We start from the raw sequence: 25,706 nt of genomic DNA, 5'->3' as shown, positions 1-25,706 counted from the left end.
CATCTTTCGGTACAAAACGTCAACATGAATCGACACTTATCATATAGCAAAAAGGTAAATTACACCATATGTTATCCGGATAAATTCGGTGCGTGTTTTCCATAAACGAAGAAGGAGATATCGACACGCGGTATCTCTCCTGTTCAGCCCTGCTGTCCTGCGCGCACCCGGATGTTGCCCAGTTCGTTGGCATTGATCGCAAATGCGTTACCGCCCTGTCCAACCGATGCTTTGGCTGACTGTCGTCCCTTTTTAAAAAGCTCGGGTTATCCTATTCATGTCCATGTACATGGGGATGTGTGAATGCATACCTCAGATAATAAATGGATGCAGAAAAGAAGCAAAAAAACCTTCCTAATATTAGGAAGGTTCTACTAATTTTCATTTTGTCAATCCGAAGGAAAAGCACTTAGGTCCATATAGGAAACTTCCCACAGATGGTCATCCAGATCCTGAAAACTCCATCCATACATGAATCCATGATCCTGTGGTTCGTTGGATGGCTTCCCTCCTGCATCGAGGGCAGCTTGTACAATCACATCTACCTGCTCACGGCTATCTACAGACAGGGCAACGATGACTTCGGTTGTATCGGCAGCATTGGAGATTTTTTTCGAGATGAAGGATTGGAAACGTTCCTCCACCAGAAGCATGGCGTAAATATTTTCCCCGATGATCATACAAGTAGCAGACTCGTCCGTAAAATTGGCGTCAAACTCAAATCCCACCTTGGTAAAAAATTCAACGGATTTCTTCAAATCTTGGACAGGTAAATTGACAAAAATCTGCTTAGCACGAATAGCCACCATGGATCACCTCGAACTCATAGAATACATTCCACCTCAAAATAACACCTCGCGTATACGCTGTCAATTGAATATAATGGAGACATTCCAACTTGTGAGGTGACACGGATGTTGCTCCGTATTGTTCGAAGTAAGTAGTCGTCGGGCTGGGTCAAAACGCGTACCAGCTATCTAGGGACACGTCTGTCCATCTGATCCCATTCGACCATTTACAATAGAACGATATGCACAACTCTCTTGTCCTGTTCAAACAAACTCACATTGGAGGAAATGAAAATGAAAATGAAAAACAACATAGATTATGCTGACTTTTATGAACGCGTAGGCCGGACGAATGGCTGGAACTTCAGCTCCATGAACGTTGTCTCGGAGAAGATCGGATGGAATTTCTATGAGGAAGTTGTTCGCCATACACGATCGTCCGATCTGTTACTCGATATTGGAACAGGCGGTGGAGAAGCTATTCTGTCCATTGCAAAAGAAGCCTTGTTATTGGTGGGAATTGATCTCGCTCAAGGAATGATTGAAACTGCACAACAGAATCTTCTGGCTGCGGAAGCTCATTCCGCAGGAACTCATTCCAATGTACGCTTTCTTCAAATGGACGCAGAAAAACTGGATTTTCCTGATTTTTTCTTTAATGTGGTATCTTCCAGACACTCCGGGTTCTCTGCCTCAGAAGTATTCAGGGTACTTGATACGGGTGGGATTTTTCTAACTCAGCAGGTCAGCGAACACGATAAATCCAACATTTCAGAAGTTTTCGGCCGTGGACAAAGCCTCGGCATTCAACCTGGTACTTTGATGGAACGTTACAAGCATGAACTTCACGAAGCTGGATTTCATGACATTCAGGCCCGTGTATATGATGCGATTGAGTATTACGCTACACCTGATGATTTGCTGTTTCTGCTCACCCATGCACCGATCATTCCCGGTTTTGGAGAAACAGCCTCTGACCTTGAGCGATTCCAGCAGTTTGTGGAAACATATCGATGCGATCAAGGCATTCGTACCAACTCGGCCCGTTTTATGCTAACTGCCCGGAAATAAGCAGAAGTCCACAAATAAATAATGTCCAAGGCTATCCCCTCGTATGAAATGGGGATAGCCTTTTTATACATTTATTTTTTATTCCGGAGAGCTAATTCTTTAGGTGAAAAGATATGGATGGAGTTTTTATTTTTTAGCCACGTATTTCCTTTTACGATGAAGATATAGACTGCGATGGCAAAATAAATCACACCCACGATCCAGTCTGTTACGGTTATTAACTGATACTCATGCACGTAGCGGATATACCAGATCCCAATTGGCAAATGTAGAAATATCGCGGTAAACAGACCTGGATTATAGATGGTTTTTGCTTTTACGTTCAAGACAAGTCCATGGAAAACAATCTGGAAAAAGCCCATCAAAACAGGAGCCAGCCCCAGCCACACTACCGATGGGAACACAACAGGGATCAAGTAAAAGAGATAAGCAATAAAGACATTAATTATCATTGCAGACTGTTTATTTAGCGGATATCTCTCTGGTGAATCACTTTTAAATAAGACCGTATTAAATATGCCCGGAAAGTAACCCGGCCAACGATACTCTTCAAACTGATGAAGGAGGATTGCTACGAAGCTGAACCATAAAATATTGTTGATCCGCGGAATCGTTTCCCAATCCACTGCAACATAAATACATACAAGAAGTCCAATGACCAATCCTAAGTCCTGCCAGTATTTTCTGAGCACATTCATTCCAATCGCCTCAATTCAAGGTTTTTAATGAAAGTATCTGTCAAAGAGCAAGTCAATTTGTTCCTCTATAGGTGCAATCTTCACGGAAGCTCCGGATTCAAGAATCGGACTCATAAGTGCCGGGAGAAAAAGCGCTCCAAAAATCTGTACCGTCATTGTCATCAGTTTCTCGGGCTGTTGTTCGTCCGTTATTTCTTTTAGAACACTCTTAATCTTCGGAAAACCGAGTAAGTTTAAAAAGGCCCCATATTCATGTTGGGATGCGAAAACAGTCTTACCCATGAGGATAATTCTGGAGAGCAACTCTGGATATTCGAGGATAACGTGCAAATAATCCAGTAAAAATCGCTTTAATCTAACTCGTGCTGGTAATGAATGGTCATCAAGTATACCAAAGGTATGCTCAAAGCTGTTCAATATCAACTTCACGGAATCGTTGATCAAGTTTTCTTTGGAACCAAAATAATAATTAACTAATGCAACATTTGTGCTTGAGGCTTCTGCAATTTTTTTTATCGTTATACCTTCAAAACCTTCTCTCTTGGTTAACTCCAGTGTGGCACGCAAAATCTTCTCCTTGGTTTCCATTTTTTTGTCAGTTTCCATAGTATCCTCCCCGTATTTTTGTCTGAAATAAACGATGAGCATGTATTTGAGCGTCAATTTAAATATTTTTAAATAACGATTTAAACGTCATTTAAAATGTTGTTTAAACTTATTATATCCATTATTTCTCTTATTGCAAGTCTGGTTTTGACGTCAATGGCGGACTAAGCAGAGGTAGTACTGGACAACAAAAAACTCATACCCTGATTCTGTGTGAATAATAGTTGCTACACTACCATTCACACAAGGAGAATCAGTCCATGAGTTAATCACATCTCAGTATAATGAATTCTTCAACCAGCTTTTAAATAACTGTAAACTGTTGGTTTACTGTTCCTTCAATTTAAGCTTCTCCAAGAACGGCTTCAAACGATCCACCACATAATGGCTGCCGCCGCGGCCGTTAACTTCCTCGATCACCGCTGCCACCAGAAAAGATGGTGATTCAGTATCAAAGGTGACGAAGAAGCCATTCTCCAGCCCTTGCTGACCCTTCTTCGCTTTCAGTTCGGCCGTGCCGGTCTTACCTGCAAGACTGCCAGCAACAGAGCTCAATGTGTGTGCAGTACCGCCTTGGCGAGATACGACTTCTCTCAAAGCGTCTTTGACCGAATTTGCCACATCAGGTGTAATGATCACCTCGGAGTCAGATGTTTCTTTGCCAACAATCAGAACAGGCTTCACCAGCTTTCCTTCATTCACAAACGGCGTAAAGGCAGCAGCGAGATGAATTGGCGACATTAACATTTCACCCTGTCCATAGGATGTGTCAGCCAGTAGCACCTCGGAGGAAAGGTCTTTGTGAGCCTCATTCGCATATTGACTTGGCTTCAGGTACAGTTCATCCAACCCGAAATTGTCACCAAACCCAAACTTTTGAATTCCATCGATGAACTTTGCACTGCCCATTTCGGTGGCTTCCATCGCAAAATAAATATTATCGGAATACACCAAAGCATCGACCATATTGACAGGGCTCAGGCTTTTCACCCGTTTGACGTAATATCCGCCCCAACTGTCGTCCTTACGCCACTGCAAACCGGAAATCTCGTGGGTTTTGTCCGCTGTCGTTACCTTCTCCATTAGGCCTGCTGCCGCAGTTATCGCTTTGAAGGTTGATCCTGGTGCATATCGTGTAGTAACTCTATTGATAAAAGGAAGCTTCTCATTCGCCGAGTAAGCATCCCACTCTGCCTGTGTAAGTCCTGTAACCATCTTGTTCGGGTTATAGGAAGGTGCGCTCACCAACGCCAGCAAGTTGCCGTCCGTCGGATTCATCAGAACCATCGCACCGGCGTCTCCACCACTGGACAATGTCTGATACAATTTCTTCTGTTGTTTGGAGCTAATCGTCAGTTGAACATTCTGTCCATCTACAGCATCCTTGCGAATAAGCTCAGAACGGGAGTTACCGGACTCATCCGTAATTTCAATCAAACCACCACGTTCACCACGCAGTTGTTTCTCCATGGACTGCTCTAAACCCGCTTTGCCAATCCAATCCTCTGCGCGATAATAGCCTTCTGTATCCTTATCCAGATCTTCTTTGGTGGCTTTGCGCATGTAACCAATCAGGTGCGCAGCCGCATCACCGAGTGGATAATAACGGATTTCCTTACTCTGCATCGTAACCCCGCTTAAAGATTCTGGCACGTCAAACTCCTCCGTTGAACCAATCGGGACAAAGTACTCCGGCTTCACCCATGTCTGCGCAAGCGCCTTTTGAATGGCATCTTCCGAAACCTGATAATGACTTGCGATTCGTGTAATCATCTGGTCCGGGTTATCACCAAGTTTCTCAGGTACAATGCCCCATTCGTTCATCGTGCCCTTGGTAGCCAGTGGCAAGCCATCACGATCTACAATGTCTCCACGATCCGGGAACAGTGTCCTCACTCGCACCTTACTGCCCTTTACCATGTCATTAAGGATCAACGATGGCTGCCAGTTAATTTGCCAGTTTTTTCCCCCATCCTCAAGCTCCTGCCGAACCAGTTTCAATGTATGCGTCTCACTGACTTCTCCCAAAAAAGTTGTCAGTTGCAGGTTGTAATCCACCTCATACGTATCCGGGTTTTGTTTCTCTGCATCGGTCTTACTGCCATCGGAAGCCGTTTGGGCAACATCCACAGGCTTAATCTCCGCCTTGACGGTGGATACTTCCATGCCCGAATAGATCGCGTTGTATTTTTCAACAAATTGTTCCTTGTTCATGCCCGACTCTTGCAGCGAAGCAGATGTCATCAAGGTGTACAACTGGTCAAATTCTTTTTTTTGCAGATGCTCTATGTACTGATTCACGGTAGTCTGGGGCTTGGCTTCTGCTTCTTTGTTATTCTGCATGTATAGATACATTCCGATTCCACCTGCAAACAAGATGGGCAGCAGTCCGTACATTAATTTACGTTTGGATTTCATGGTTACATCACCTCTAATATACACTATAGATTTCCAGCGCCATTTAAACAATGAAACAAATCTGACGAATTTATCATTAAAAATAGCCGAAAGCTCACATAATATGTTTAAATAAGGATAGTGAGATTACATACTAAAGCTTTTTTGCTATGCAAAAGGCTGAAAAGGAGCCCGATGATGGAAATCAGCTATTTTTTACTCCCCAAAGCCGAAGTGGCCTATATCAAGTCTACCGCTTCCATGAAAGATGCTATTGAGCAATTGGAATCGCACCACTACACCGCCATTCCCGTGATTGACCAGGATGGAAAATATGTTGCTACCCTGTCCGAAGGCGATTTGTTATGGAAAATGCGAAATACACCCGGATTGACTTTTGATACGATGGATCAGGTTCAAGTCCATGAGATTAACAATCGGGTATATAATGAATGTGTATTCATTGAGGCTGAAATGGAGGATATGCTGACACTTGCAGCAGACCAAAATTTTGTGCCCGTGGTGGATGTTGATCGTGTCTTCCTCGGTATTATCCGTCGTAAGGATATTATTGAATACTATACGCGTAACATTTCGGATTAGATGAAGTAAAACATCCCGTAATAATCGAAAGGGTACTCCAGTGGTCATATTTTGGCCAAACCGGGGTACCCTTTTTGTTTCATGGTATGGTCGGAATCACTCTACTTTGCGTTTAGCCCGCTCTTCAATGTAATAACTCAACACGTCCCTAGGGCTTCCCTGAAATGCACGCTCTCTGCCAAACTCATACGCCTGATGCAAATACGAATATGCCTCGTCATGCTGTTCAAGTCTCATGCAGATCATGCCGAGATCGATCAATGGACTCGTATTTCTATCCGTACTTCGCGTATGTAACGATATCTCAGCCCACGGCTTCGCCAGTTCATATTGCTTCAGATCGATATGTGCATTCGCATGACAGGATGCGATCCAGCTTGCGATCTCCCATTCCATCTTCGGCTCGGGCAGCATGCCCCATGCCTGATCATAATAGATGAGGGCCTGTTCATGCTGCTGCGTCTCGTCCACTACATTACCGGCTTCTACGGTCTCAATAATCTGTCGCTCAAGTTCGGCATGTTCCGGTGTCAGCTCTTTCATTGCACCGTCTCCTCCTCCAGGACGAAATACCATTCCAAAAAAGCATTGAAATCAGACCACTGCGGCTTACTTTCGCCATTAAGAAACCGTTCAATGGACTCGCCCAGTTCCACCAGCACCACTTCTCCTGTCTGACGGTTGTAGAAAAATCCACCTTCACCTTCAAAACTATCTAGTGGAATATATGCCTCAGGGAGTCCCAATGTGAGCTGTGCTACATTCACATCTTCCATATATACGGTGTTCTCCATAAACCAGCAGATCTGATACAACTCCTGATGCCTGCTATAAAAAGTCGGTCCATCCTCTGCATGTAGATAAAATTTTGCAAAATCCGACTGAAGATCAATCTCAAGCTTGCGTAATGCTTCTTCGTAGGCTGCTGGAACATCTTCATGCCACCAACCTTGCTCTTGGCAATGATCAATCACTTTATTGGATAACATCGTAGACCTCCTAGTTCAATTTTGCTCACACAGATTTTACAGGTATCCAGACTTGGGGAGGTGTGCCGTGACCTCTATACACTTCAAGTTCAGGAATACCTGCATGCTTATATGAAGTGGAGGGAAACCACGTTGTCATAATATGGTGCCACAACCGTTGTATTGCCTCCGGCTTTAATTCATCCGCTTCAAATACAACCCAATTGGACGCGGGGAGTTCGATAGGCACCAAACCTTCAGGCACTTCACCTGAGTAAGAGGTAGCAATCCAATACTCCATTTGATTGTCCTTCAGCTCTCTCTGATCTACACAGATGCCCACCAGACCGGGAATAGCTCCGTTATTGAACCCGTTTAAACGTTCCTCAATGCCGTCTGCCAAAGCATCCTGCCACATCTTAGGGATTTCCGTTAAATTCTCTCCATCCACACAAGAGAACGTTCGTTTGATGCCCACAAAGGTAAGAGACTGCTGTTCGATCACATGTTCATTCACATTCATTCGATGGACTCCTCTCCGAGAGCGATATGGGGCACAGTTCTCCATGACCCTTTCATGAAAACATTGTTCCATACATGATATATACCTCCGATATGCCCTACAGTTACTGTATCAAAAGAGTAGGTAGATTGGAAATAGTGCCAGTACTCCTGCAAATAAAAAAGCCCGCAGTATCTGCGAACCTTAATCTCAAAAAAGGATTACTCATAGCACCACTCAAAGAAACATTTCCCTGCTGTGGAAAATACGATATGTGGAAATTATAGTCGAAAAAGCAATTAATGCCATGACAACGATATATAAGGTTAAATAAGACATATTCAGTCCAAATAAGGAATAGTTTATTGATGTTTGATAAAGCCCTGTTACCCGTATCATGGTACTTATCGAAAATTTCTCGACCCACTTTAATGACCCGGAATTTAAATTTAATACGTCAAAGGCCAAGTATGGCAGACCTACTATCACAGTATTCACAATTGTAGCTATAAAGGATGTAGAACTGAGGACGGATACCAGCAAAACAATAGATGCAAAGACCAAGCTGCCTGCTATATGAGTAAACAATTGAACTAAATAATATTGAAAAGCATTAAAAGTATACGGTGAGAACTCATAATCAAAGCTGTAAACATACATGCCCACGCTCTGTATAGAAGTATTCGCCCCAGCCAGATTACCAAACCTTAACCAATATAAAACCAAGTTTATCCCAGTAAATACAACGACACACATCAAAACGTACAATATGGAAGCAATGCATTTTGCTGATACGAGCTTGCTTTTGCCTCTTTTACTGCTACGCAGTAATGATGCTGTACCTAGTACATATTCTTCAGTAAATACTGGAGCCAACCCTAGCAGAACCATAATCATCATAAAAACTACACCGAATTGATCAATGTATTCCATTAAGTAGCCCCAAGGTTTATTATAATAAATTTCGGATACATTCACTGTTCGCTCCATGATGTTGCCACGATCATCATATCGTGTGCTGTTCTTGATCGTTTCCGGAGAAAAAAACACAATATCGTAAATTGCACCATATTGGTATCTACCTTCGGGACTATCCCAAATGGAATCATATTGATTATGTGCGACTTTTACCTTCTCTGTTGTAATAGGACCTTCATAAGGTTTGTAGAAGGCGGAACCATCCATTATCCCAGGATACCTCCAAAATGAGTATACGACTAGAAAAATAATCAAAATAGACATTGCTATACCAATACTTTTACGCGTTATAATTTTATAAAACTCAAATTGAGTTAAACGAATCAAGACTTCGTCCCCTCTCCAAAATAGTGCATATATACATCCTCAAGCCGTGGTGATTCTAGTACGGCTTGCGGAACGGGCTGTTCTTTGGCGAGAATTCGAGCTACGATTCCATCTGACTCATAAGACAAACCGCTTACTTTGAAATGAGAGGAAAGATCAGCAAGTTGCTGCGAATTCAATTTCGCTTTCCATACGGTATTTTTCATCCGGCTCATAATCTCTTCCGGAGTATTATGGGCGATGAGCTGCCCTTCATTCATCAGGATCATCTCTTTACATGAAAACTCCAAATCAGAAATGATATGCGTAGATAACATTACAATACGATCTCTTCCTAACTCACCGATAATGTTACGAAATCGAATGCGCTCTTTGGGGTCCAATCCAGCTGTCGGTTCGTCAAGAATCAAAATTTGTGGATCATTCAGCAAAGCTTGGGCAATTCCCAATCGCTGCTTCATCCCTTCGGAGAATGTGCGGATTTTATGTTGTGCTTGATTTTCAAGGCCCACCATTACTAACGTTTTCTGCACACGTGCTGAAGCTTGATTAATACCAATCCCTTTCAAAGAGCACATATACATGAGAAATTTATAAGCACTGAATCGGTTATAAAACCCAAATCGTTGCGGCATGTAGCCCAACAAACTTCGATAATGTTCCCCCATGTTTTGGATAGGCCGCCCGTTCAACAAAATTTGTCCAGACGTGGGTTTAGAAATGTCTACAATCATGCGAAGCAATGTTGTCTTCCCTGCTCCATTCGGTCCAAGGAGGCCGTAAACACCACCACTGGATAGTTCAAGTGAGACTTCTTTTACCGCCAACTTGTTCCTGTATTTCTTGGATACGTTATCCATGGTCAGTATCAAACGAGTAACCTCTTTCTGTCTTTAATGTATATTTCCTTGCCATCCCATAGATCTGACTGAGTAATAGTAGAACTCCGCATAGAGCCATCGCCATAACTACTGCGGGCTGAATTGATTGAAGTAGAGTCTTCAATTGGGGATTACTTAGTACAAGCCAAACCAGTGCGAACCATACAATTAGAAATATACTGACGGCTGTCCCGCCTCTGACACGCATCGCGAGCCATAGACTTGTACCTGCTGCGATCATAAGCTGTGTATACGCAAGGCCGATAGCACTCCATGATAAGGAAACACCCGTTTCGCTTGATATAAGTAAATTAAGCAAAAAAACAAACGCCATATTCCCAGTGAGCACTACGATTAGCCGGGTAAGCATCAGTTGCTGTGCCGTAATTTTGCAGGTCAATTCAATTTCCATCAATCCTTCATCTCGACCTTTGAAAACTTCTAGCAAACCAAGTACAAATGGAACAGGTACTATAAAGAGTACACTCATGTAAGGGTCTGTCGTACTGTGGGTACCTAGCCAATAGCCGAACAACAAGAGCATTAAACAGACTAACCAGTAAGATTTGTGGAAGACAGCAACCTCACCATAAACTAAATGGAATAATTCCTTGACTGAATTCCCAGATGATTTTTGTTTCAGGTGAGCATTCATGTGATCTGGCATATATGTATCCAGTATTCTAATTGTCTTGTCAATCTCCATCTCGGATGGAAATTCAACCGGATACTCATCCAGATATGAAGCTATTTTGTTGTACTCTTCTATTTCCAACTCCGCCACAGAATTCGATTCATCTCCGTTTCCTCTTTTTTTCATTCCGTTCACCTCCCACAATAATCTCCTTTAATTTCGTTATCCCCAATCGAATGCGAGACTTTACGGTCGATTCATTGGTTCCCGTAATTTCAGCAACTTCCCTGATCTTTAATCCATTGTAATAGTTTAGAATGACTGCATCTCGCTGTTGATCAGGCAAACTTAATACTGCCCGCCTGACTTGCTCGTTCTGATATCGCTTATGGAAAATATTCCAAACATTCTGTTGTTCACTGGCAGGGAACGCATCCTCAGTTAATTCACTCTCTCTTTGTTGCTGCTTAAATTCCCGACCACGATAATAATCTCTACAATGGTTCACTGCAATCTTCAGTAGCCAGTGACTGAATTGTCCTGTGTTCTGATACTTGTTCAGGGAATTCATCATTTTTACAAATACCTCTTGTGTGAGATCATAAGCAGTATGGTATTCTCCGGTTTTCCGATAAACATAAGCAAATATCGACTTATAATGCCGTTTCACCAGTACTTCCATGGCAGCTCGGCTACCTTCATGAATCTCTTGAATAAGCTCTTCATCATTCAACGCTCCCTCACCTCCTCTACATACAATTAACGATATTTGGATTATAAAAGATCAAAAATATAGCATAGATTTTTTCTGAATATAACAAAATCTCAAAAAATGTATTAATACACTGACTATGCTACAAATTTTCGCAAGAATGCGAACTGCTGGCCCCGTCCTTCATTTCCTTATTCTGGTGCAACTTTATTGTTACTCGTTCGTCTAACTACTGACCAACAACTAAGGAGATGACTATGCGAATAACTTGCAGCCCCGGTTTTCCTGGAAGCATGATCGGATCAATTGATCTTCAGCCATCAAAGTATTACAGCGCACCTTCCATGAACAGCCAAATTACAGATCATGTTGATCCTGAACTCGTTACCATTCCCTATGTAGAAGATCCGGAATTCGGATTACACTTTGACAACATGAAGATTATGAACGGATCTTATAAAGATGAAATGCATGTGAGCTATGATGTGGAGTTTACGATTGATGTAGATAAAAAAGGTTATATTACACAATTCGAGCATACGTTCCAGCTGGAGCGTTATTTGGATCTGGTGCGAACGCAGTCTTATAAAGTAATAAAGACAAACTGGCGTGGACAAACATTTCACGTGATGACATACAGTTACCTGGAGGAAGTCATTCATCCGAAAAATGTTCTTTTTAGATGTACTCGCGCGGAAGATGTTTTTGTGGTAGCTGAACTTGTCTCCAATCGCTCCGATGGAAATGTAGCAGAGCATGATATCAGAGATCTTCATTTCCGTGCATTAATCTCGGCACGTGATGATCTGTACCCATTAGATTATATGGGTGAGCCTGATTTCGACCTGAGTCTCGACTAAAAAAATAGATACATATGTAGAAAGAGCATAGGCTGTCCCGTATCAGTGGGACTGGCCTGTGCTCTTTTTTTCCACAAATGAACCACCGGTTCTACTCATTCAAACACTCTCCTCCGCACATTGGACCTTGTGCTCCCTATGCCTGGCTCTAAGCAAAACCAACTGTAATGTCGATGAATATACCATAATGCTGAACATGCATAGGTTCTTCGTACGTCCAGAAATGAGAGGGGTTGGAAACATGGTTTATCGGAAAAATAAAATGCTTTCACTGTTCACTCTGCCCTTGGCAGGTTTACTGTTTCTGTTATGGGGTGCTCAAGCGGCACATGCGGAACAGGTCGACAGTTTGTTACCTGAGCGCAGTCAGCAGGAGATTGTCCAGAAGTGGAATCAGTGGATGAATGTCAATGATACATCTCCCCTATATACAAAGACACCTTCGACAAGTGCTCCCTACTCTGCTGGTGTGGTAAGTGACGCCTATCTGGAACAAGGGCTGAACGCAGCCAATTTTTATCGTTTTATCACGGGGCTACAGGGCGATCTTGTGCTTGACCCAACATTGAATCGTCAGGCCCAGCATGGGGCTGTTGTGGTCTCCACAGGTGGTTACCTATCCCATTATCCAGAGCAGCCAGGAGATATGCCAAAGGATTTCTTTGACACAGGTTCAAAGTCTGCCAGCAGCTCCAATCTTTACGTTACCAGCAGTGTCAAGAATAACGTCCTGACAAAAAGCATTCAGGCCTACATGAATGATTCGGATGCCTCCAATATTGATCGACTGGGTCACCGGCGCTGGATTTTGAGCCCACAACTACAACGGATCGGATTTGGACTCGCCACTCGTAGTGAATCAGGCAAGACATATGATCAGTACTATAGTGCCATGCAGGTATTTGATAAAAGCAGAACGGGGGGAACTTCGTTCAACTACAGCCTGTTTCCGAATCAGGGAGCTTTTCCAATCGAAGCCTTTGGCAGTACACAGGCCTGGTCTGTTCAACTGAATACAGATGTATTTGCGAAGCCATCACTGTCTGAGGTACAGGTCGAGATGACTCGGACTTCCGATCAACGTACGTGGACCTTTAACGCCAAGAATCAGAACAGCGGCTTTCCAACCGGTTATTACAACGTGGACCCTGCGGATAAACAATGGTTTAATCAAGCCTATTTCAATGTAGAGACAGGTGGATATGGATATGGCTACGCCATCATCTTCCGTCCCGACGATGTGCAATTGTTAAAAAACGGCGATACGTTCAACATTCAAATTACAGGTCTGCAAAAGAAGAACGGTACAGCGGCGGAAATCTCATACTCCACGCGTTTCTTCCATGTGGACGGTGTACAAGATACAACTCTTACTCGTATAACACCAGGACAACCAAACCTGAACGTTCGAACTGGAGAACAGATTGATCTGCCTTCGATCACTGCCGTGAATGATAACGGAACATCCTATGTTCCACAATCTAACGTCTCCTTCACCACGACGTCAGATCGCATCGCCATCAAGGATGGTAAAATCATTGGACTTCAGGCTGGTAAAGCCGAAATTCGGATTCGTTTTGAAGGGAAAGAAGCGGTTGTCTCTGTTACGGTAACGGGAATTCCCCAATTAACTGATATCCGCACACATTGGGCAAAAGATGCCATTCAATGGGCCGTTCAACAGGAGATGGTCAGTGGATACGAGGATGGAACGTTCAAACCCAACAATCAGGTGAGTGAAGCCGAATTCCTCTCCATGTTGTTCAAGCTGTATGCGAATTCCCATGTCATTCAGAGCATCGATGCTGTAGAGGGACAAGCTATCAAAGGAAACATCTGGAGTGATCGTTATTATACCTATGCTTCCGCGTTGAATCTGAAACTGGATGCCAGCAAACAGAATCCGAAGCTGCGCAATCATGCCTTGAACCGAACAGAAGTAGCCGTAATCGTGGCGGGGCTTGGCGGTAAAAATTATACTCAGGATGACGATGCCATCCGGTATCTGTTGAACATGGGATACTCTTCAGGCAAAACCGCAGCTACGGTGCAAGGTTATGCGGGACAAGAATCCTTGACCCGGGCAGAGGCCGTTGTTTTTCTCCAGAACCTGAAGGAAAAAGGCTTCGAACTATGGAGCAGACCGAAGAATGCCACTGAAGCTACCGAGAATGAAAAGAATGGCGGACTACCGGATCAGACCATGAAAGCAGTATATTCCGCCGATCACACACTAGTCCTTCAAGGTACGTTCCCGACGTATGCCAACCAGACGATGCCAATTAAAATCCATGGTCCTTCGCCTGTTGTAGAGCACATCCAGACGCAGCAGGTTACAACAGATGCCTATGGCAATTTCAAACTAACGGTAAGTAACCTTGATGCGAAGGAACTTAACCTCTATGTGGACGTGCGCGAAGATTATGCCTACTGGATTAGTGTAGAGGCGGGGCGAACTGCGATAAGTGATTATACAGAGTAACAACAATTAACCTGCAATATTCCATTGCTCAGGTGGCGTTTAACATGGTTTAACATGAATGAACCTGAATAGGGCACCTCATGGAACAGGCACGGGATAGCCAGTCGTTATCCTCATGGCCTTTCTGGAGGTGCCATTTTTTTATTTTTTCACACATGAAATTTAGAGATAAACGACGGGCTCATTATGCTATGTCAGCGTTAAGCCCCCATTTCGGTATTCGAGCGAGCCGTGCCGCCGCGTGGTGTGAAATTGAAATGTCCTTCATCCAGATGCTCCGTCTTAGGCAGGTTGCGGGATACGCGATCAAGCATCCAGTATACCCCTACCAGAACAACGGTAATTCCAGATAAAGTGATGACTGTAGAACTGTGTAGCCAGACTCCCAACGTACCACCGATCAGACTGCCGATTGGCATGGCTATGCCGCTTAACGCCATCGTCGCGGAGAACACCAAACCCAAATATTGCTGCGGTACCCCCTTCTGCACAACGGTATTAATGATGACGTTAACGGCTCCGCCAGGAACCCAGGCCAGTCCATATACCAGAATGCTCAGCCAGCTCCACGGGGTAAATATGCACCCAATCCAGGCAATTCCTGATATGATGTATGCCACAGAATACAATCGACCCAAACGTACATTTTCCAGTCTGAGATACGGTGCACATGTTGCACCTATGACGCTGCCAAGCGCCTGTGCCATCAGCATCAACCCGTAGATATTGGCTCCGCCGATCTGATCACTATATAGGGGAAGTACACTAAATGTCGCTCCTCCTGCAGCATTAATTACCATAATGCCAAAGAGTAACTTGGCCAATGCCGTCTGTGTAAGCAGCCTGATTCCACTCACCATATCATCGGTGTAATTCCTTAAAAACAAACGCATTCCTGACGGTGTACTTCCACTCGCCTGTTCAGTAGTCTCATCATATGTACCCTGTTCCTTCTTCATTTTCGATTCCATGATATAAGGAGCAATCCGCAATTGAGAGAATAATAAAGCACCTATGAAGAAACCGATGGCATTCCAAAAATACAAAGACACCGCACCCAGCGCAACAATGAGCATCCCGGAGATAGCATTACAAGCAACATCAATCCCCTGATAAGCGATGGAGAACAGGGAATTGCCCTGCGTGAGTTGGTGTTTCTCCAATACTCTTGGCAGAGCTGACATCTGAACAGGGTACACCCAGGTATTACATATATTCAAAATAGGGGTGATCACCAATACCAAGCCGACGCTCAGAAAATCATAGTACGCTGCAATAGGCACAATTAATAACAATAAGGCCTGAATTAATTGACTGTATACCAGAATCCCTCGAATCGGGATCCGATCTATCATCGGTCCGGACAACAGTTGAATAAGCTTCGGCAAAATGGACAAAAATCCCGCGAGTCCAGTATAAAATGAGGAGCCTCCCAGATTGTAGACCAGCCACATGGCGGATACCGCATATAAGCTATCTCCAATGTTGGTTAAGATTCTGCCAAAAAACATCAAACTGAAGTTCTTGTTTTTGAAAATCTCCATGGTCCACCTCCGCCTACGTCGAACCTGTATCTCATTCAACATCTCTTTCATGCAGCTATGAAGAATGAAGACAAGCGAAGTCATTCCTGCTTCGCTTGGTTCAATCTGTTATTCTGTTCGAAAGTTAAATCTTTTGTACAACCTTCACCTCTTGCAACGTCAAAACAGAAGTAATGCTTTCCTTCAGAATGTCGATTCCTTTTCGCAGATTGTGATTGGAGATGTTCAATGGAGGCATGATCTTAACCACGCTATCATGTCTGCCTACTCGCTCAACAATAAGTCCACGCTCGTAGCAAGCCTTCTGTACCTCTGCCGCAATATCCGGTTCAAATTTGGAGAAATCTAGCCCCCAGATCAAACCAATCCCCCGAATATCAATGTTGGGGTGCTGCTTCAATATCTCCTCATTCCATACCTGCCTCAACTTGGTCTCTTTTGCATACACCTGCTCCTCCAGAGACACCTGTTCCCTGTATTCCAGTGCTGCTTTGGCAGCGATGAAGGCCAACTGGTTCCCGCGAAAGGTTCCATTATGTTCGCCCGGGTTCCAGATATCGAGATGAGGTTTCATTAACAACAAGGACATCGGCAATCCATATCCGCTAATGGATTTAGAGAGAACGACCAGATCAGGTTGTATCTCCGCTCGCTCATAGGAGAAAAACGGACCCGTTCTGCCGCATCCTACCTGTACGTCATCGCATATTAACAAAATATCGTATCGATCACAGATGTCCCTGATTTTCTTCAACCACGAGGACTCCGCAACATAAATACCACCTTCTGCCTGTACCGTCTCCAATATGATGGCAGCCGGCTTCTCAATACCCGAGTGGGTGTCTTCCAATATATATTCGATGTAGGCAGCACTATCAAAATAATGATTATGTTCATTCGGATACGGAATAAAGGTTACACCGTCCAATGCTCTGCCCGCACCCTGTCGGCTATCCCGATTACTGGTCACGGCCAGACTCCCCAGAGACATGCCATGATAACCACCCATGAAAGAAAACACACCCGTACGCCCCGTATATTTGCGTGCCAGTTTCAAGGCAGCTTCTACCGCATTAGTCCCGGTAGGGCCGCAGAATTGAAGCTTGTATTCCATCCCTTTTTTCTTCAGTACCGATTCAGAGAAATATTCGATAAAATCAAGCTTCGCTTGTGTGTACATATCGAGTCCATGCATAATTCGGTCCGATCCGATGTATGCCATAATTTCGTTTTTGATATATTCATTGTTATGTCCATAGTTAAGCGCACCAGCACCTGCAAAAAAATCAATATATGGACGACCGTCCACGGTATAGAGTTGATCATCCTTGGCTTTATCAAATACGGCTGGAAAATGTCTGCAATAACTTCTCACATTCGATTCTATCGTTTCAAAAGTCATTTGCTCCATCCCTTCACCATTTGATTTATATAATGAGCCACGTTCACGGCATGATTGTAGTCGATCAGGTTCTCATGATGACCTGGAATCGGAATTGAAGTGCATATACCTGTCGTCTTGGAATGCCAAACTTGTGCATCCGTTAACGGAACAGGACTTCGTTCATCCTGAGCGGTTGCATACAATAGATGGATATCGGACTGAATCGGTTTTGCTGAATAGTAGTTATCAAAGGCCACTTCATTGGCCAAACGCACTTTGAGATGTCTAAGCGTGTTTTCACCTGGGAAGTGATTCATGACTTCCTTTAACTGAATCTCATAGTCTCCGCTAGGTTCGAACTCATATCCGTTGTTGTATGCTAATTCGGCAAGAGCCTCCATCTTATTTATTGGACGAACATCCCGTTCATGGCTTCGGGCAGGTGCATCCAGAATGATCAACCACTCCAGCTGTTGTCCCGCATCTTCAATGATCCGTGCCATCTCAAATGCCACATTGCCACCAAAGGACCAACCCAGTAATCGGTACGGGCCTACCGGATTGAATCGTGTAAGAACACCATAATAATAGTGAGCCAGCTCCTGGATGGTATAGAGCGGTTCTTCGTCATTTTCATATCCTTTTGGTACAAACCCGTAAATATTCAATCCTTCCAGTTGACTAACCAACTCATAATAATTGATCAGATTGCCACCACCTGTTGGAATGAGGAACAGCGGGGTTTCATCTTTACGGCCGCCTTCTTTCAACACAACAAACGATTGGTCTTGAGGAAGGTTCCCCTCCCGAATGATATGTGCAATCTCGGTCACGGTGGAGTAATCAAACAGAGTGATCACGGATAGCTCGGTATGAAATGTTCTGTTCAGAACATCCATTAAACGGACCGCTTTGATTGAATGGCCACCCTGATCGAAAAAGCTTTCATGAAGATGCACGGTATCCACACCAAGGATATCCATGAAGATCTGCATGACCTTTTCTTCCAGCTCATCCTGCGGGGCAGCAATATAATCCTTCAATGTGCCACGATCCAGCTGCTTCAGCGCCGCCTTGTCCAACTTACCGTTACTGTTCAGCGGAATATGATCAATCGTAATGAAACGTGAGGGAATCATGTGACTTGGCAGCAGGGTTCGGCAGAAGTTGCGAAGGTCCGTACTGAGAATCTTAGAAGATGGAGTCAGCTGTATATAGGCACTCAGTGAAAGTTCTTCATCTTCTCCCCATCGCTCAGCCAGCATCGCACACTCCTGAATATCAGCGTGTCTGGAGATTACATCGGTGATTTCCCCCAACTCTACACGCATGCCTCTGATCTTCAATTGATTGTCTATTCGACCGACAATATATAATTTGCCAGTGGCGTCGTAATAAGCAATGTCACCCGTCCTGTATATCCTTCCATCCGTAAACGGGTTCACGAAGAAAGCCTGTCCGGTCTTCACGGGATCTCCATAGTACCCCCTCGCCAGCCCAACACCACCAATATACAAATGGCCCTGAACCCCGATGGGCACCGGATTCTGTATTTCATCCAAAACGTAGATGAAATTGTTCCCGATTGGACGACCAATGGATATATTTCTTCGAGCACGGCGACCTTTTACTTGCACATTCATATGAATGGTCGAATCAATGGAAACCTCGGTTACCCCGTAACTGTTATGCAGATTACGCTTGGGAAGATGGTTGTGGAACGCTGCAACCATCTCGGGCTTTAATGCCTCTCCACTAGAGAATACTTCCCGTAATGACGCTAACTGCTCCAGATCCGCCCCACCAATTCGCTCCAAAATCATTTTCAACATACTCGGAACAAAAAAGACGATGGCCACTTCATATTGCTTCAAAGCTTGAATAATCGCATACGGATCACGATGGAATCCTGGCTCCAACAAGGCAACCCTTGCCCCTGCCATCCATGTCCAGAAGTATTCAAGACCGACATCATCAAAGGTCAGGGTTGTTTTTTGAAGTACCGTTTCATGGGATTCCAGCTTGAATTGATGCTGCATCCAGCAGATCCGGTTCACCCACCCCTGGTGCAGCACAGATACCCCCTTCGGTTTCCCTGTAGTGCCTGACGTATAATAAATAGCTACCAAATGATCAGGCCCTACTTGTGACTGTGGAACTGTCATCGGCTTGTCCGTATATGTTTCAGGCTGAGATACGTCGATCAGAAGGGCAACATCCTCGGGAATCGGCAACGCATTCGTATTGATGAGACAGATCGACGCTTCCGAGTCTGTTAACATGTGACGGTTACGCTCGACAGGTGCATCCAGATCCAGAGGCACGATAGCTCCTCCCGCTTTTAACACGGCTAGAAGGGCAATGGGCAAATGCAGCGAACGTTCTATGCCAATGGCTACCGCCTTGTCAGGTCCGATTCCCTTTTCGATCAGAAGATGAGCCAATTGATTCGCTTGGCGGTCCAAATCACGATAAGTTAATTGTTCTTCCCCATATACCACAGCCACTTGATCCGGGGTTCGGGCTACAGATGCTTCGAACAGGTGATGTACACAGAGATGATCAGGGTAATCCATTACGGTATCGTTCCATTCATATAGAACTTTCTGTCGTTCTTCATCACTAACGGCTTCAACCTCTGCGATTGGCTTTCCTGGATAATCCACAATATGTTCAAGCAACGCTATAAAATTACTGGCCCAGCGTTCGATCGTACTCACGTGGAACAGATCCCGACTACATTCAAACGTACCCTTAATCACATCCTGATCTTCCGTCAAATCCAGGGACATGTCGAATTTGGATGTGTTGATCTGCTTCAGCTTGATCTCCCTGAACACAGCCTGTTGATCTTTCTGTTCAAAATGGCCCGCTTTCCCCAGACTGAACATGACCTGAAACAATGGCGAATATCCTGTGGTTCTAGATTGGATCAGGTCATCGAACAATAGATCAATCGGTACATCCTGATGGTCAAATGCATCAAGGATCGTATTTTTGGAAGCGTCCAGGTGCTCCAGAAATGATTGTTGATCATGGATACGGCTTCGCAGTACCAGTGTATTAACAAAGAAACCCACGATCTTCTCCAGATCGGACTGTGGCCGATTGGAGACAGGTGTACCAATCATCAGATCCGTTTCACCCGAATACTTGCGTAACAAAATCGCAAAACAGGTATACATCACCATAAATAACGTGGAATGATGCTTCTCCGAAATCTCTCTTAATCTGCTGGTAAGAGGTGCCGGAATCGTGAAGTATATTGATATCCCCTCTTCACTCCGTTTCTGTGGACGTTCATGGTCATATGGCAAATTGAGCGTATAGGAGTGCCCCTTCAGTTGATCGATCCAGTACCTCTTCTGATTAGCAAACTCCTTACTTTCCAGTAATTGATTCTGCCATACTGCGTAATCTATATATTGGGTCGCGGATGCGTCATATGTCGGCAAAGGGCCTACTCCGCGGAAATGTTCATAATAAGATAACAGGTCTCTTCGTATGATCTCGATCGACTGACCATCCGAGATGATATGATGCATCATCAGAACAAAAATGTGGCGGTGATCGTTCAGCTTAAATACTTTGAATCTGCATAATCTATCCCGGGTAAAATCAAAAGGGCCATCGGCCCTTTCAATTCCATCTACAATCTGCCTTTCAGCCTGATCGCCCGGATACATTGATATATCAACCCATTCATAATCCGGTTGGTCTTCCTGAATATATTGATAAGGTATGCCTTCCTCGGCATCCATCCGAACTTGTAATGCCTCTTGCCTCTCCACCAGCAGTCCGATAGCTTGTTCGAATGCAGACTTATCGAACTCTCCCATAATCTCATTGGCAAAAACCATGTTATAAGCCGTACTTGCTGGCTCAATCTGCTGCTGAAGCCACAACCTCTTCTGAGCAAAAGATAGCGGAAAGCGATTTATGTCACGAGAAGTGCGCTGTACTGTATTGGTCACATTCATCTGACTTAATATTCGATCAATCAGTTCGCTTTTGTTTATTACTGCACCTGATTTTTTCACTTAATTACCCTCCGCAGAATATCCATTCGCTTCCAACAACAGATTCTCAATCACTTCGGACAATTCACGAATGGTAGGCGCATCAAATATTTTACGTAGCGGCAGATTAACACCTACCTGTTGTCTGATTCCAGAGATGACCTGCGTTGCGATAAGCGAATGCCCTCCGAGTGCAAAGAAGTTCTCATCAATACTAATCTGCTCCCGCTTCAATACCGCTCTCCAGATCTGGGCAACAATCTGCTCAACGCTTGTCGTTGGTGCGGCATATTCCGCCCCGGAACTCATATCCACATCCGGCAGGGCGTGATAATCAATTTTCCCATTGCTCAGCAGCGGTAAATGCTCCAGTACCTGGATGACGTTCGGAATCATATATTCGGGAAGTGCGGATGAAATCCACTGTTTGACATCCTGAATCTCTCCATCGGTATCCAGTTCTACATAGGCAGCCAGCAATGGTTCAGTCTTCTCTTGCAACTTCGCCGCTGCAAGTCGCACATGAGGGTGTTCATTTAGAACCTTCTCGATCTCGCCGAGTTCGATCCGATACCCTCTTAACTTCACCTGCCGGTCAACCCTGCCAATGTATTCGATATGACCATCAGGGAAATAACGCACTCTGTCGCCGGTTTTGTACATCACCTTGTCCGGCGTATAAGCATGTGTCAGGAAAGCCAGATCATTAAGATGTTCATCCACATATCCATCTGCCAGGCCCTTCCCGCTGATATATAACTCTCCGGCAACACCTGGCGGGACAAGATTCAGGTTCGAGTCGAGCACGAGCAGATTCGTATTATGAATGGGTCTGCCGATCGTTTCATGAACGTTATCCCTGTCACAGATATGATACGTCGTATCGATACTCGCCTCAGTTGGGCCGTACAAGTTAATCAACTGAGCGTTGGATCTATCGAAGAAAGCCTTCTGGAGTGGAATTCCCAGTCTCTCTCCGCCGCTGAACACCCTTTTTAACGGTGCTGAAGAGAGCGCTTCTTTTTCCACCAAAGCCTGAAGCATGGTAGGTACAACCTGTAACGTCGTGATTCGTTCCTTATGAATAATATCGAGCAGATAGTCGGGATCAGCATGCTTGTCCGGCTCAGCAAGAACCAGCCTTGCGCCCGTAGTGAGCGGTGCATAGAATTCCCATACTGATGCATCGAAATTAATTGATGTTTTCTGCAATACAGCGTCTTCCCTGCTCAGTGGAAATTCATTGTTCATCCAATGCATATGGTTGCTGATGGCCTGATGTGACACTTTGACCCCTTTGGGTCTGCCTGTGGAACCGGAAGTATAGAGGATATAGGCGATGTCTCTGGCATCTACTCCGATTGCCGGTGCGTCTGTGGGCTCGGTCGCAATGGCCTCGCCTTCTTCTTCAAGAAATACAGGATTGGCAAAAAGGGAATTGAGCCGTTCATTGTTTTTATTCAACAACAGCACCGTTTCAATGTGGGCATTCTCACAGATATAGGACAATCGCTCATTCGGATAATCCGGATCAAGTGGTACATAAGCTGCCCCCACCCGAAGCACAGACACAAGGGCTATGACCAGCTCAGGAGATCTCTCCACGCTTACCCCGACTACATCTCCATGCCCGACACTTCTTGTCCGATGCAGATAATGGGCAAGCTGTTTGGACTTCTCATGGATCTCCCGGAACGTAAGCAGTGTTTTACCAGACACAATCGCAATCTGATCTGGTGTCTTCGAGGCTTGCTCGTCCAGCATCTCTATCAATGTAGAAGTTGCGTATTCCCGAACTTCTCCTTGAAGAATCGATTGCAATGTAAATGTCAGATGATCAGGGATGATGTTGGACGATACGGGTTCATCCAGATTGACATAGGCCTTGTTGCAAATATGTGTGAATATATCTGCTACGTAGCCAATCTCTGTCGGAGTGTACTTTTCCTTGTTATATCGAAGAACGATATCTCTACGTTCAGGGTATTGCTGGATATTGAGTCCAAGGTGAACCGGTTCAATCTGTTCCGACTGATACACAATCCGGAATGTGTAACCACCCGATTCCACCACGGATGATGCATCCCGACTCTCGAATCCATAGGAGAACACAGATTGACTCGAATCCGATTTGCTAAACATTTTGAAGTCAAAATAATCTGCATATTCCGCACTATCTTTCGCTTCACTCGTCGTTCTTTGGAAAAACTGAGCCAGCGTGTCGTCCTCTTTCAAGCCCGAGTACAGAGGTACGTATCGATTCAATGCACCGACAACCTTCTCCAAATCCTCATCTTGTCGGCCACGCGTATGTACGCCAACCGTTAGGTCCTTATCCTCGCCCAGCAGATGCAAAGTCAAATTCCAGCAGGCGAGCGCAACGTTATCTATTGTACTTCCAGTTTTCTCTGCTACCTTCTCAAGTTCAGCCCACAATTCTGGTGACCCTGCCACAGGGAAACTTGCCATCGTAATACTCGTGGTTCCGCTACCGGATACCATGGACAATTGTTTATCAACATGATCAAACCGTTTATTGTTCCAAAAACTTCTTTCCTCCGCGTGCTCATCATTGGTCAACAGGTCATTCAACCACTCGGATACAGCATAATACGGTACCTCTTCTTCCAAAAGTTCAGGGTCTACCTCGGCCGCAATGAATTGAGACAAGTCTTCAAGAATAACGGCAGGTTCAATATCCGAGAACTGTGGATCAAAAGCGAGAATCAACAGTTTGGAACGTTCGGACAGATCCACGTTAATGGCTTCCAGTGAATAATCACCTGTCCATGTGTCCAACTCCTTTCGGATCAGCCCTTGGAGATCCTGATCCTGAATCGGTTCATCTGAATATGCAGTACGGAATCGGCTTCTGGTCTCCGAATCTACTTTCTGAAGATGGACCCCATAATTGGGATCGGCTTCTATGGAGGTGCGGAGTGTGCTGTATTTCTCGGCTATTCTCTTCACGGCTAATTCAATCTGACCATTCGAGCACTCACCTTTGATGTTAACAGCAATTACACTTGGGACGCGTGATCTTAATCCGTTATTATTCAGTTCATGCAGTCGTTTCTGTTGTGGTGAAAGGGGATAACCCAGCATTACATTTTCCATGTTCAATCCTCCTGCATTTCTAATGTATTTTCAGTTCTATATGAAGTGAACTAAAGAATATTACACTTGCCACTTCGATGACAGAATAACCTTCCGAACGCTGTTATCCTTAAGTCGCAATTGAGGCTTAACGACTCACCGGTTCTCCCATGGCTACGAGTACTTTCCGATCTCCCTGGTACGGGTTCCGTGCATGCGCCACCAGCATATTGTCCAGCATAAGAATATCTCCCGCTTGCCATGGAAAGGCGATCGTGGCATCCGCATAAGCCTGACGAATATGTGCAGCCACATCAGCATCAATTGAAGTTCCGTCTCCATAGTACGTCTGGTATGGCAAGCCACTCTCTCCGAATTCTTCGAGCATCAAGTTGCGAACTTCCTCGTTCAGGCTACTGCTATGCCAGAAGGCAATATGATTAAACCACAGGTTCTCATTGGTATCCGGGTGGATCGTAATAGCCGGTCTCACCTGCTTCGTTGTCAATGTTCCATCCTCATTCCATTGGCAAGTCATGTTGTTGTCCAGGCAATATTGCTCGACCTCATCCTTGGACTCTGTGTGGAAAACATACTGCCAGGTCTGTCCGAATCCGGTTCCATAGTTTCGAACCAACATCCAGCCTTTCTCTGCAAAAACATCCCGAATGTCCGGATCAATGAGGTTATATACTTTCCGTACATCCACAATAGGTGTTTCTCCTCCTTCATCAGCAACAACAATACTGGAAAACCAGATTTTTTTGGGCCATGTCATGACATAGGACAATTCATTATGCGGTGCAATAGTCTCCTCGTTCGGAAATTCCGTTGACGTATACACCTTGCCCTGTACTTGGGTTCTCGGTGTCGCTCCTTCCTTATAACTGAGCGGTTCGGGGCAGCTTACATCGATGAACCCATAAAAGCTCTCTGGTGTGGTAGTATCAAAACCTCTGAACAGCACGCCACCATATTCCAAAATTTTCTCTTCTACCGTATCCTTATTGTTGAGATACCATTGATTCAGATCCAGACCGGCTACATTGGGTTTGATTACCAACGGCAGTTCCTGACCTTCCTCCAGAAACGATTGCTTCACAATTTCTTTCTGGATGACCATCTGCGCGCCTTTATCAAATTTCTTCTTCATCGT

General features: G+C 44.6%; 20 protein-coding genes. 4 read left to right on the top strand and 16 right to left on the bottom strand.

The window, feature by feature from the left end:
• Positions 1-389 precede the first annotated feature (389 nt).
• Entirely contained in the window at positions 390-806 is a 417-nt protein-coding gene (locus tag MHB85_RS04290; protein WP_192136108.1) for a VOC family protein, read from the bottom strand.
• Positions 807-1,088: 282 nt separating this feature from the next.
• Between MHB85_RS04290 and MHB85_RS04285 the strand changes: the two genes are divergently transcribed.
• Positions 1,089-1,859, top strand: a complete 771-nt coding sequence (locus tag MHB85_RS04285) for a class I SAM-dependent methyltransferase (RefSeq protein WP_192136122.1) — start codon at positions 1,089-1,091, stop codon at positions 1,857-1,859.
• A 71-nt stretch (positions 1,860-1,930) separates the two neighbouring features.
• Here the strand turns inward: MHB85_RS04285 and MHB85_RS04280 are convergent, their stop codons facing one another.
• From MHB85_RS04280 to pbp4, 3 genes are all read right to left on the bottom strand, one after another.
• Positions 1,931-2,557 (bottom strand): HXXEE domain-containing protein, encoded by a 627-nt coding sequence (locus tag MHB85_RS04280; protein WP_192136106.1) that lies wholly within the window; start codon positions 2,555-2,557, stop codon positions 1,931-1,933.
• Between the two features lie 24 nt (positions 2,558-2,581).
• The gene (locus MHB85_RS04275; protein ID WP_192136104.1) at positions 2,582-3,163 is read right to left on the bottom strand and encodes a TetR/AcrR family transcriptional regulator; all 582 of its coding nucleotides are present in this window, start codon (positions 3,161-3,163) and stop codon (positions 2,582-2,584) included.
• Between the two features lie 327 nt (positions 3,164-3,490).
• Positions 3,491-5,581 carry a penicillin-binding protein PBP4(5) gene (gene pbp4 / locus MHB85_RS04270; RefSeq protein ID WP_192136102.1) on the bottom strand — a complete coding sequence of 697 codons (2,091 nt, stop codon included), beginning with the start codon at positions 5,579-5,581 and terminating at the stop codon, positions 3,491-3,493.
• A 177-nt stretch (positions 5,582-5,758) separates the two neighbouring features.
• Between pbp4 and MHB85_RS04265 the strand changes: the two genes are divergently transcribed.
• Positions 5,759-6,163, top strand: a complete 405-nt coding sequence (locus tag MHB85_RS04265) for a CBS domain-containing protein (protein ID WP_074093601.1) — start codon at positions 5,759-5,761, stop codon at positions 6,161-6,163.
• A gap of 96 nt (positions 6,164-6,259) precedes the next feature.
• Here the strand turns inward: MHB85_RS04265 and MHB85_RS04260 are convergent, their stop codons facing one another.
• The 7 genes from MHB85_RS04260 to MHB85_RS04230 all read right to left on the bottom strand — a co-directional run bounded on the left by MHB85_RS04260 (position 6,260) and on the right by MHB85_RS04230 (position 11,186).
• Positions 6,260-6,706, bottom strand: a complete 447-nt coding sequence (locus MHB85_RS04260; protein WP_192136100.1) for a hypothetical protein — start codon at positions 6,704-6,706, stop codon at positions 6,260-6,262.
• Positions 6,703-7,152 (bottom strand): hypothetical protein, encoded by a 450-nt coding sequence (locus MHB85_RS04255; protein ID WP_192136098.1) that lies wholly within the window; start codon positions 7,150-7,152, stop codon positions 6,703-6,705. Before MHB85_RS04255 ends, MHB85_RS04260 begins: the two co-directional genes overlap by 4 nt.
• Positions 7,153-7,177: 25 nt before the next feature.
• Entirely contained in the window at positions 7,178-7,654 is a 477-nt protein-coding gene (locus MHB85_RS04250; RefSeq protein ID WP_192136096.1) for a GyrI-like domain-containing protein, read from the bottom strand.
• 216 nt (positions 7,655-7,870) lie between these two features.
• Positions 7,871-8,938, bottom strand: a complete 1,068-nt coding sequence (locus MHB85_RS04245) for a hypothetical protein (protein WP_341072449.1) — start codon at positions 8,936-8,938, stop codon at positions 7,871-7,873.
• A complete protein-coding gene (locus MHB85_RS04240) occupies positions 8,935-9,798 on the bottom strand; it encodes an ABC transporter ATP-binding protein (protein WP_244661141.1) in 864 nt (287 codons plus the stop codon). Before MHB85_RS04240 ends, MHB85_RS04245 begins: the two co-directional genes overlap by 4 nt.
• The gene (locus MHB85_RS04235) at positions 9,791-10,639 is read right to left on the bottom strand and encodes a hypothetical protein (protein ID WP_192136089.1); all 849 of its coding nucleotides are present in this window, start codon (positions 10,637-10,639) and stop codon (positions 9,791-9,793) included. Before MHB85_RS04235 ends, MHB85_RS04240 begins: the two co-directional genes overlap by 8 nt.
• Positions 10,614-11,186 carry an RNA polymerase sigma factor gene (locus MHB85_RS04230; RefSeq protein ID WP_244661140.1) on the bottom strand — a complete coding sequence of 191 codons (573 nt, stop codon included), beginning with the start codon at positions 11,184-11,186 and terminating at the stop codon, positions 10,614-10,616. The genes MHB85_RS04235 and MHB85_RS04230 overlap by 26 nt, the downstream gene beginning before the upstream one ends.
• Positions 11,187-11,458: 272 nt before the next feature.
• On the opposite strand from MHB85_RS04230, the gene MHB85_RS04225 reads away from it, so the two are divergent.
• Together MHB85_RS04225 and MHB85_RS04220 are read left to right on the top strand one after the other, a co-directional pair.
• Positions 11,459-12,025, top strand: a complete 567-nt coding sequence (locus MHB85_RS04225) for a hypothetical protein (protein WP_192136087.1) — start codon at positions 11,459-11,461, stop codon at positions 12,023-12,025.
• 241 nt (positions 12,026-12,266) lie between these two features.
• Complete coding sequence (locus MHB85_RS04220) at positions 12,267-14,507, top strand: S-layer homology domain-containing protein (protein WP_192136085.1); 2,241 nt, start codon at positions 12,267-12,269, stop codon at positions 14,505-14,507.
• A 200-nt stretch (positions 14,508-14,707) separates the two neighbouring features.
• Here MHB85_RS04220 and MHB85_RS04215 read toward each other — a convergent pair whose 3' ends face one another.
• From MHB85_RS04215 to MHB85_RS04195, 5 genes are all read right to left on the bottom strand, one after another.
• A complete protein-coding gene (locus MHB85_RS04215) occupies positions 14,708-16,051 on the bottom strand; it encodes an MFS transporter (protein ID WP_192136083.1) in 1,344 nt (447 codons plus the stop codon).
• 124 nt (positions 16,052-16,175) lie between these two features.
• Complete coding sequence (ectB, locus tag MHB85_RS04210; protein ID WP_197997946.1) at positions 16,176-17,462, bottom strand: diaminobutyrate--2-oxoglutarate transaminase; 1,287 nt, start codon at positions 17,460-17,462, stop codon at positions 16,176-16,178.
• Positions 17,450-21,475 carry a non-ribosomal peptide synthetase gene (locus tag MHB85_RS04205; protein WP_341072448.1) on the bottom strand — a complete coding sequence of 1,342 codons (4,026 nt, stop codon included), beginning with the start codon at positions 21,473-21,475 and terminating at the stop codon, positions 17,450-17,452. Before MHB85_RS04205 ends, ectB begins: the two co-directional genes overlap by 13 nt.
• On the bottom strand, positions 21,476-24,571 hold the full coding sequence (locus MHB85_RS04200; protein WP_341072446.1) for a non-ribosomal peptide synthetase: 3,096 nt from the start codon (positions 24,569-24,571) through the stop codon (positions 21,476-21,478).
• 127 nt (positions 24,572-24,698) lie between these two features.
• Positions 24,699-25,703, bottom strand: a complete 1,005-nt coding sequence (locus MHB85_RS04195) for a TauD/TfdA family dioxygenase (protein ID WP_091019653.1) — start codon at positions 25,701-25,703, stop codon at positions 24,699-24,701.
• Between the last annotated feature and the right edge of the window lie 3 nt (positions 25,704-25,706).

The organism is Paenibacillus sp. FSL K6-4396 (genome assembly GCF_038002525.1).
Classification (GTDB): Bacteria; Bacillota; Bacilli; order Paenibacillales; family Paenibacillaceae; genus Paenibacillus; species Paenibacillus amylolyticus_B.
Note: the sequence above shows the minus strand (reverse complement) of the source record. Positions and strands in the feature narration are given on the sequence as shown.

Excerpts from the sequence above, each read along its gene's own strand:
- MHB85_RS04250 (WP_192136096.1), bottom strand. The coding sequence starts at position 7,654 with ATGAATGTGAATGAACATGTGATCGAACAGCAGTCTCTTACCTTTGTG.
- MHB85_RS04195 (WP_091019653.1), bottom strand. The coding sequence starts at position 25,703 with ATGAAGAAGAAATTTGATAAAGGCGCGCAGATGGTCATCCAGAAAGAA.
- ectB (WP_197997946.1), bottom strand. The coding sequence starts at position 17,462 with ATGGAGCAAATGACTTTTGAAACGATAGAATCGAATGTGAGAAGTTAT.
- MHB85_RS04265 (WP_074093601.1), top strand. The coding sequence starts at position 5,759 with ATGGAAATCAGCTATTTTTTACTCCCCAAAGCCGAAGTGGCCTATATC.
- MHB85_RS04260 (WP_192136100.1), bottom strand. The coding sequence starts at position 6,706 with ATGAAAGAGCTGACACCGGAACATGCCGAACTTGAGCGACAGATTATT.
- MHB85_RS04280 (WP_192136106.1), bottom strand. The coding sequence starts at position 2,557 with ATGAATGTGCTCAGAAAATACTGGCAGGACTTAGGATTGGTCATTGGA.
- MHB85_RS04240 (WP_244661141.1), bottom strand. The coding sequence starts at position 9,798 with ATGGATAACGTATCCAAGAAATACAGGAACAAGTTGGCGGTAAAAGAA.
- MHB85_RS04225 (WP_192136087.1), top strand. The coding sequence starts at position 11,459 with ATGATCGGATCAATTGATCTTCAGCCATCAAAGTATTACAGCGCACCT.
- MHB85_RS04220 (WP_192136085.1), top strand. The coding sequence starts at position 12,267 with ATGGTTTATCGGAAAAATAAAATGCTTTCACTGTTCACTCTGCCCTTG.
- MHB85_RS04200 (WP_341072446.1), bottom strand. The coding sequence starts at position 24,571 with ATGGAAAATGTAATGCTGGGTTATCCCCTTTCACCACAACAGAAACGA.
- pbp4 (WP_192136102.1), bottom strand. The coding sequence starts at position 5,581 with ATGAAATCCAAACGTAAATTAATGTACGGACTGCTGCCCATCTTGTTT.
- MHB85_RS04275 (WP_192136104.1), bottom strand. The coding sequence starts at position 3,163 with ATGGAAACTGACAAAAAAATGGAAACCAAGGAGAAGATTTTGCGTGCC.
- MHB85_RS04235 (WP_192136089.1), bottom strand. The coding sequence starts at position 10,639 with ATGAAAAAAAGAGGAAACGGAGATGAATCGAATTCTGTGGCGGAGTTG.
- MHB85_RS04285 (WP_192136122.1), top strand. The coding sequence starts at position 1,089 with ATGAAAAACAACATAGATTATGCTGACTTTTATGAACGCGTAGGCCGG.
- MHB85_RS04215 (WP_192136083.1), bottom strand. The coding sequence starts at position 16,051 with ATGGAGATTTTCAAAAACAAGAACTTCAGTTTGATGTTTTTTGGCAGA.
- MHB85_RS04255 (WP_192136098.1), bottom strand. The coding sequence starts at position 7,152 with ATGTTATCCAATAAAGTGATTGATCATTGCCAAGAGCAAGGTTGGTGG.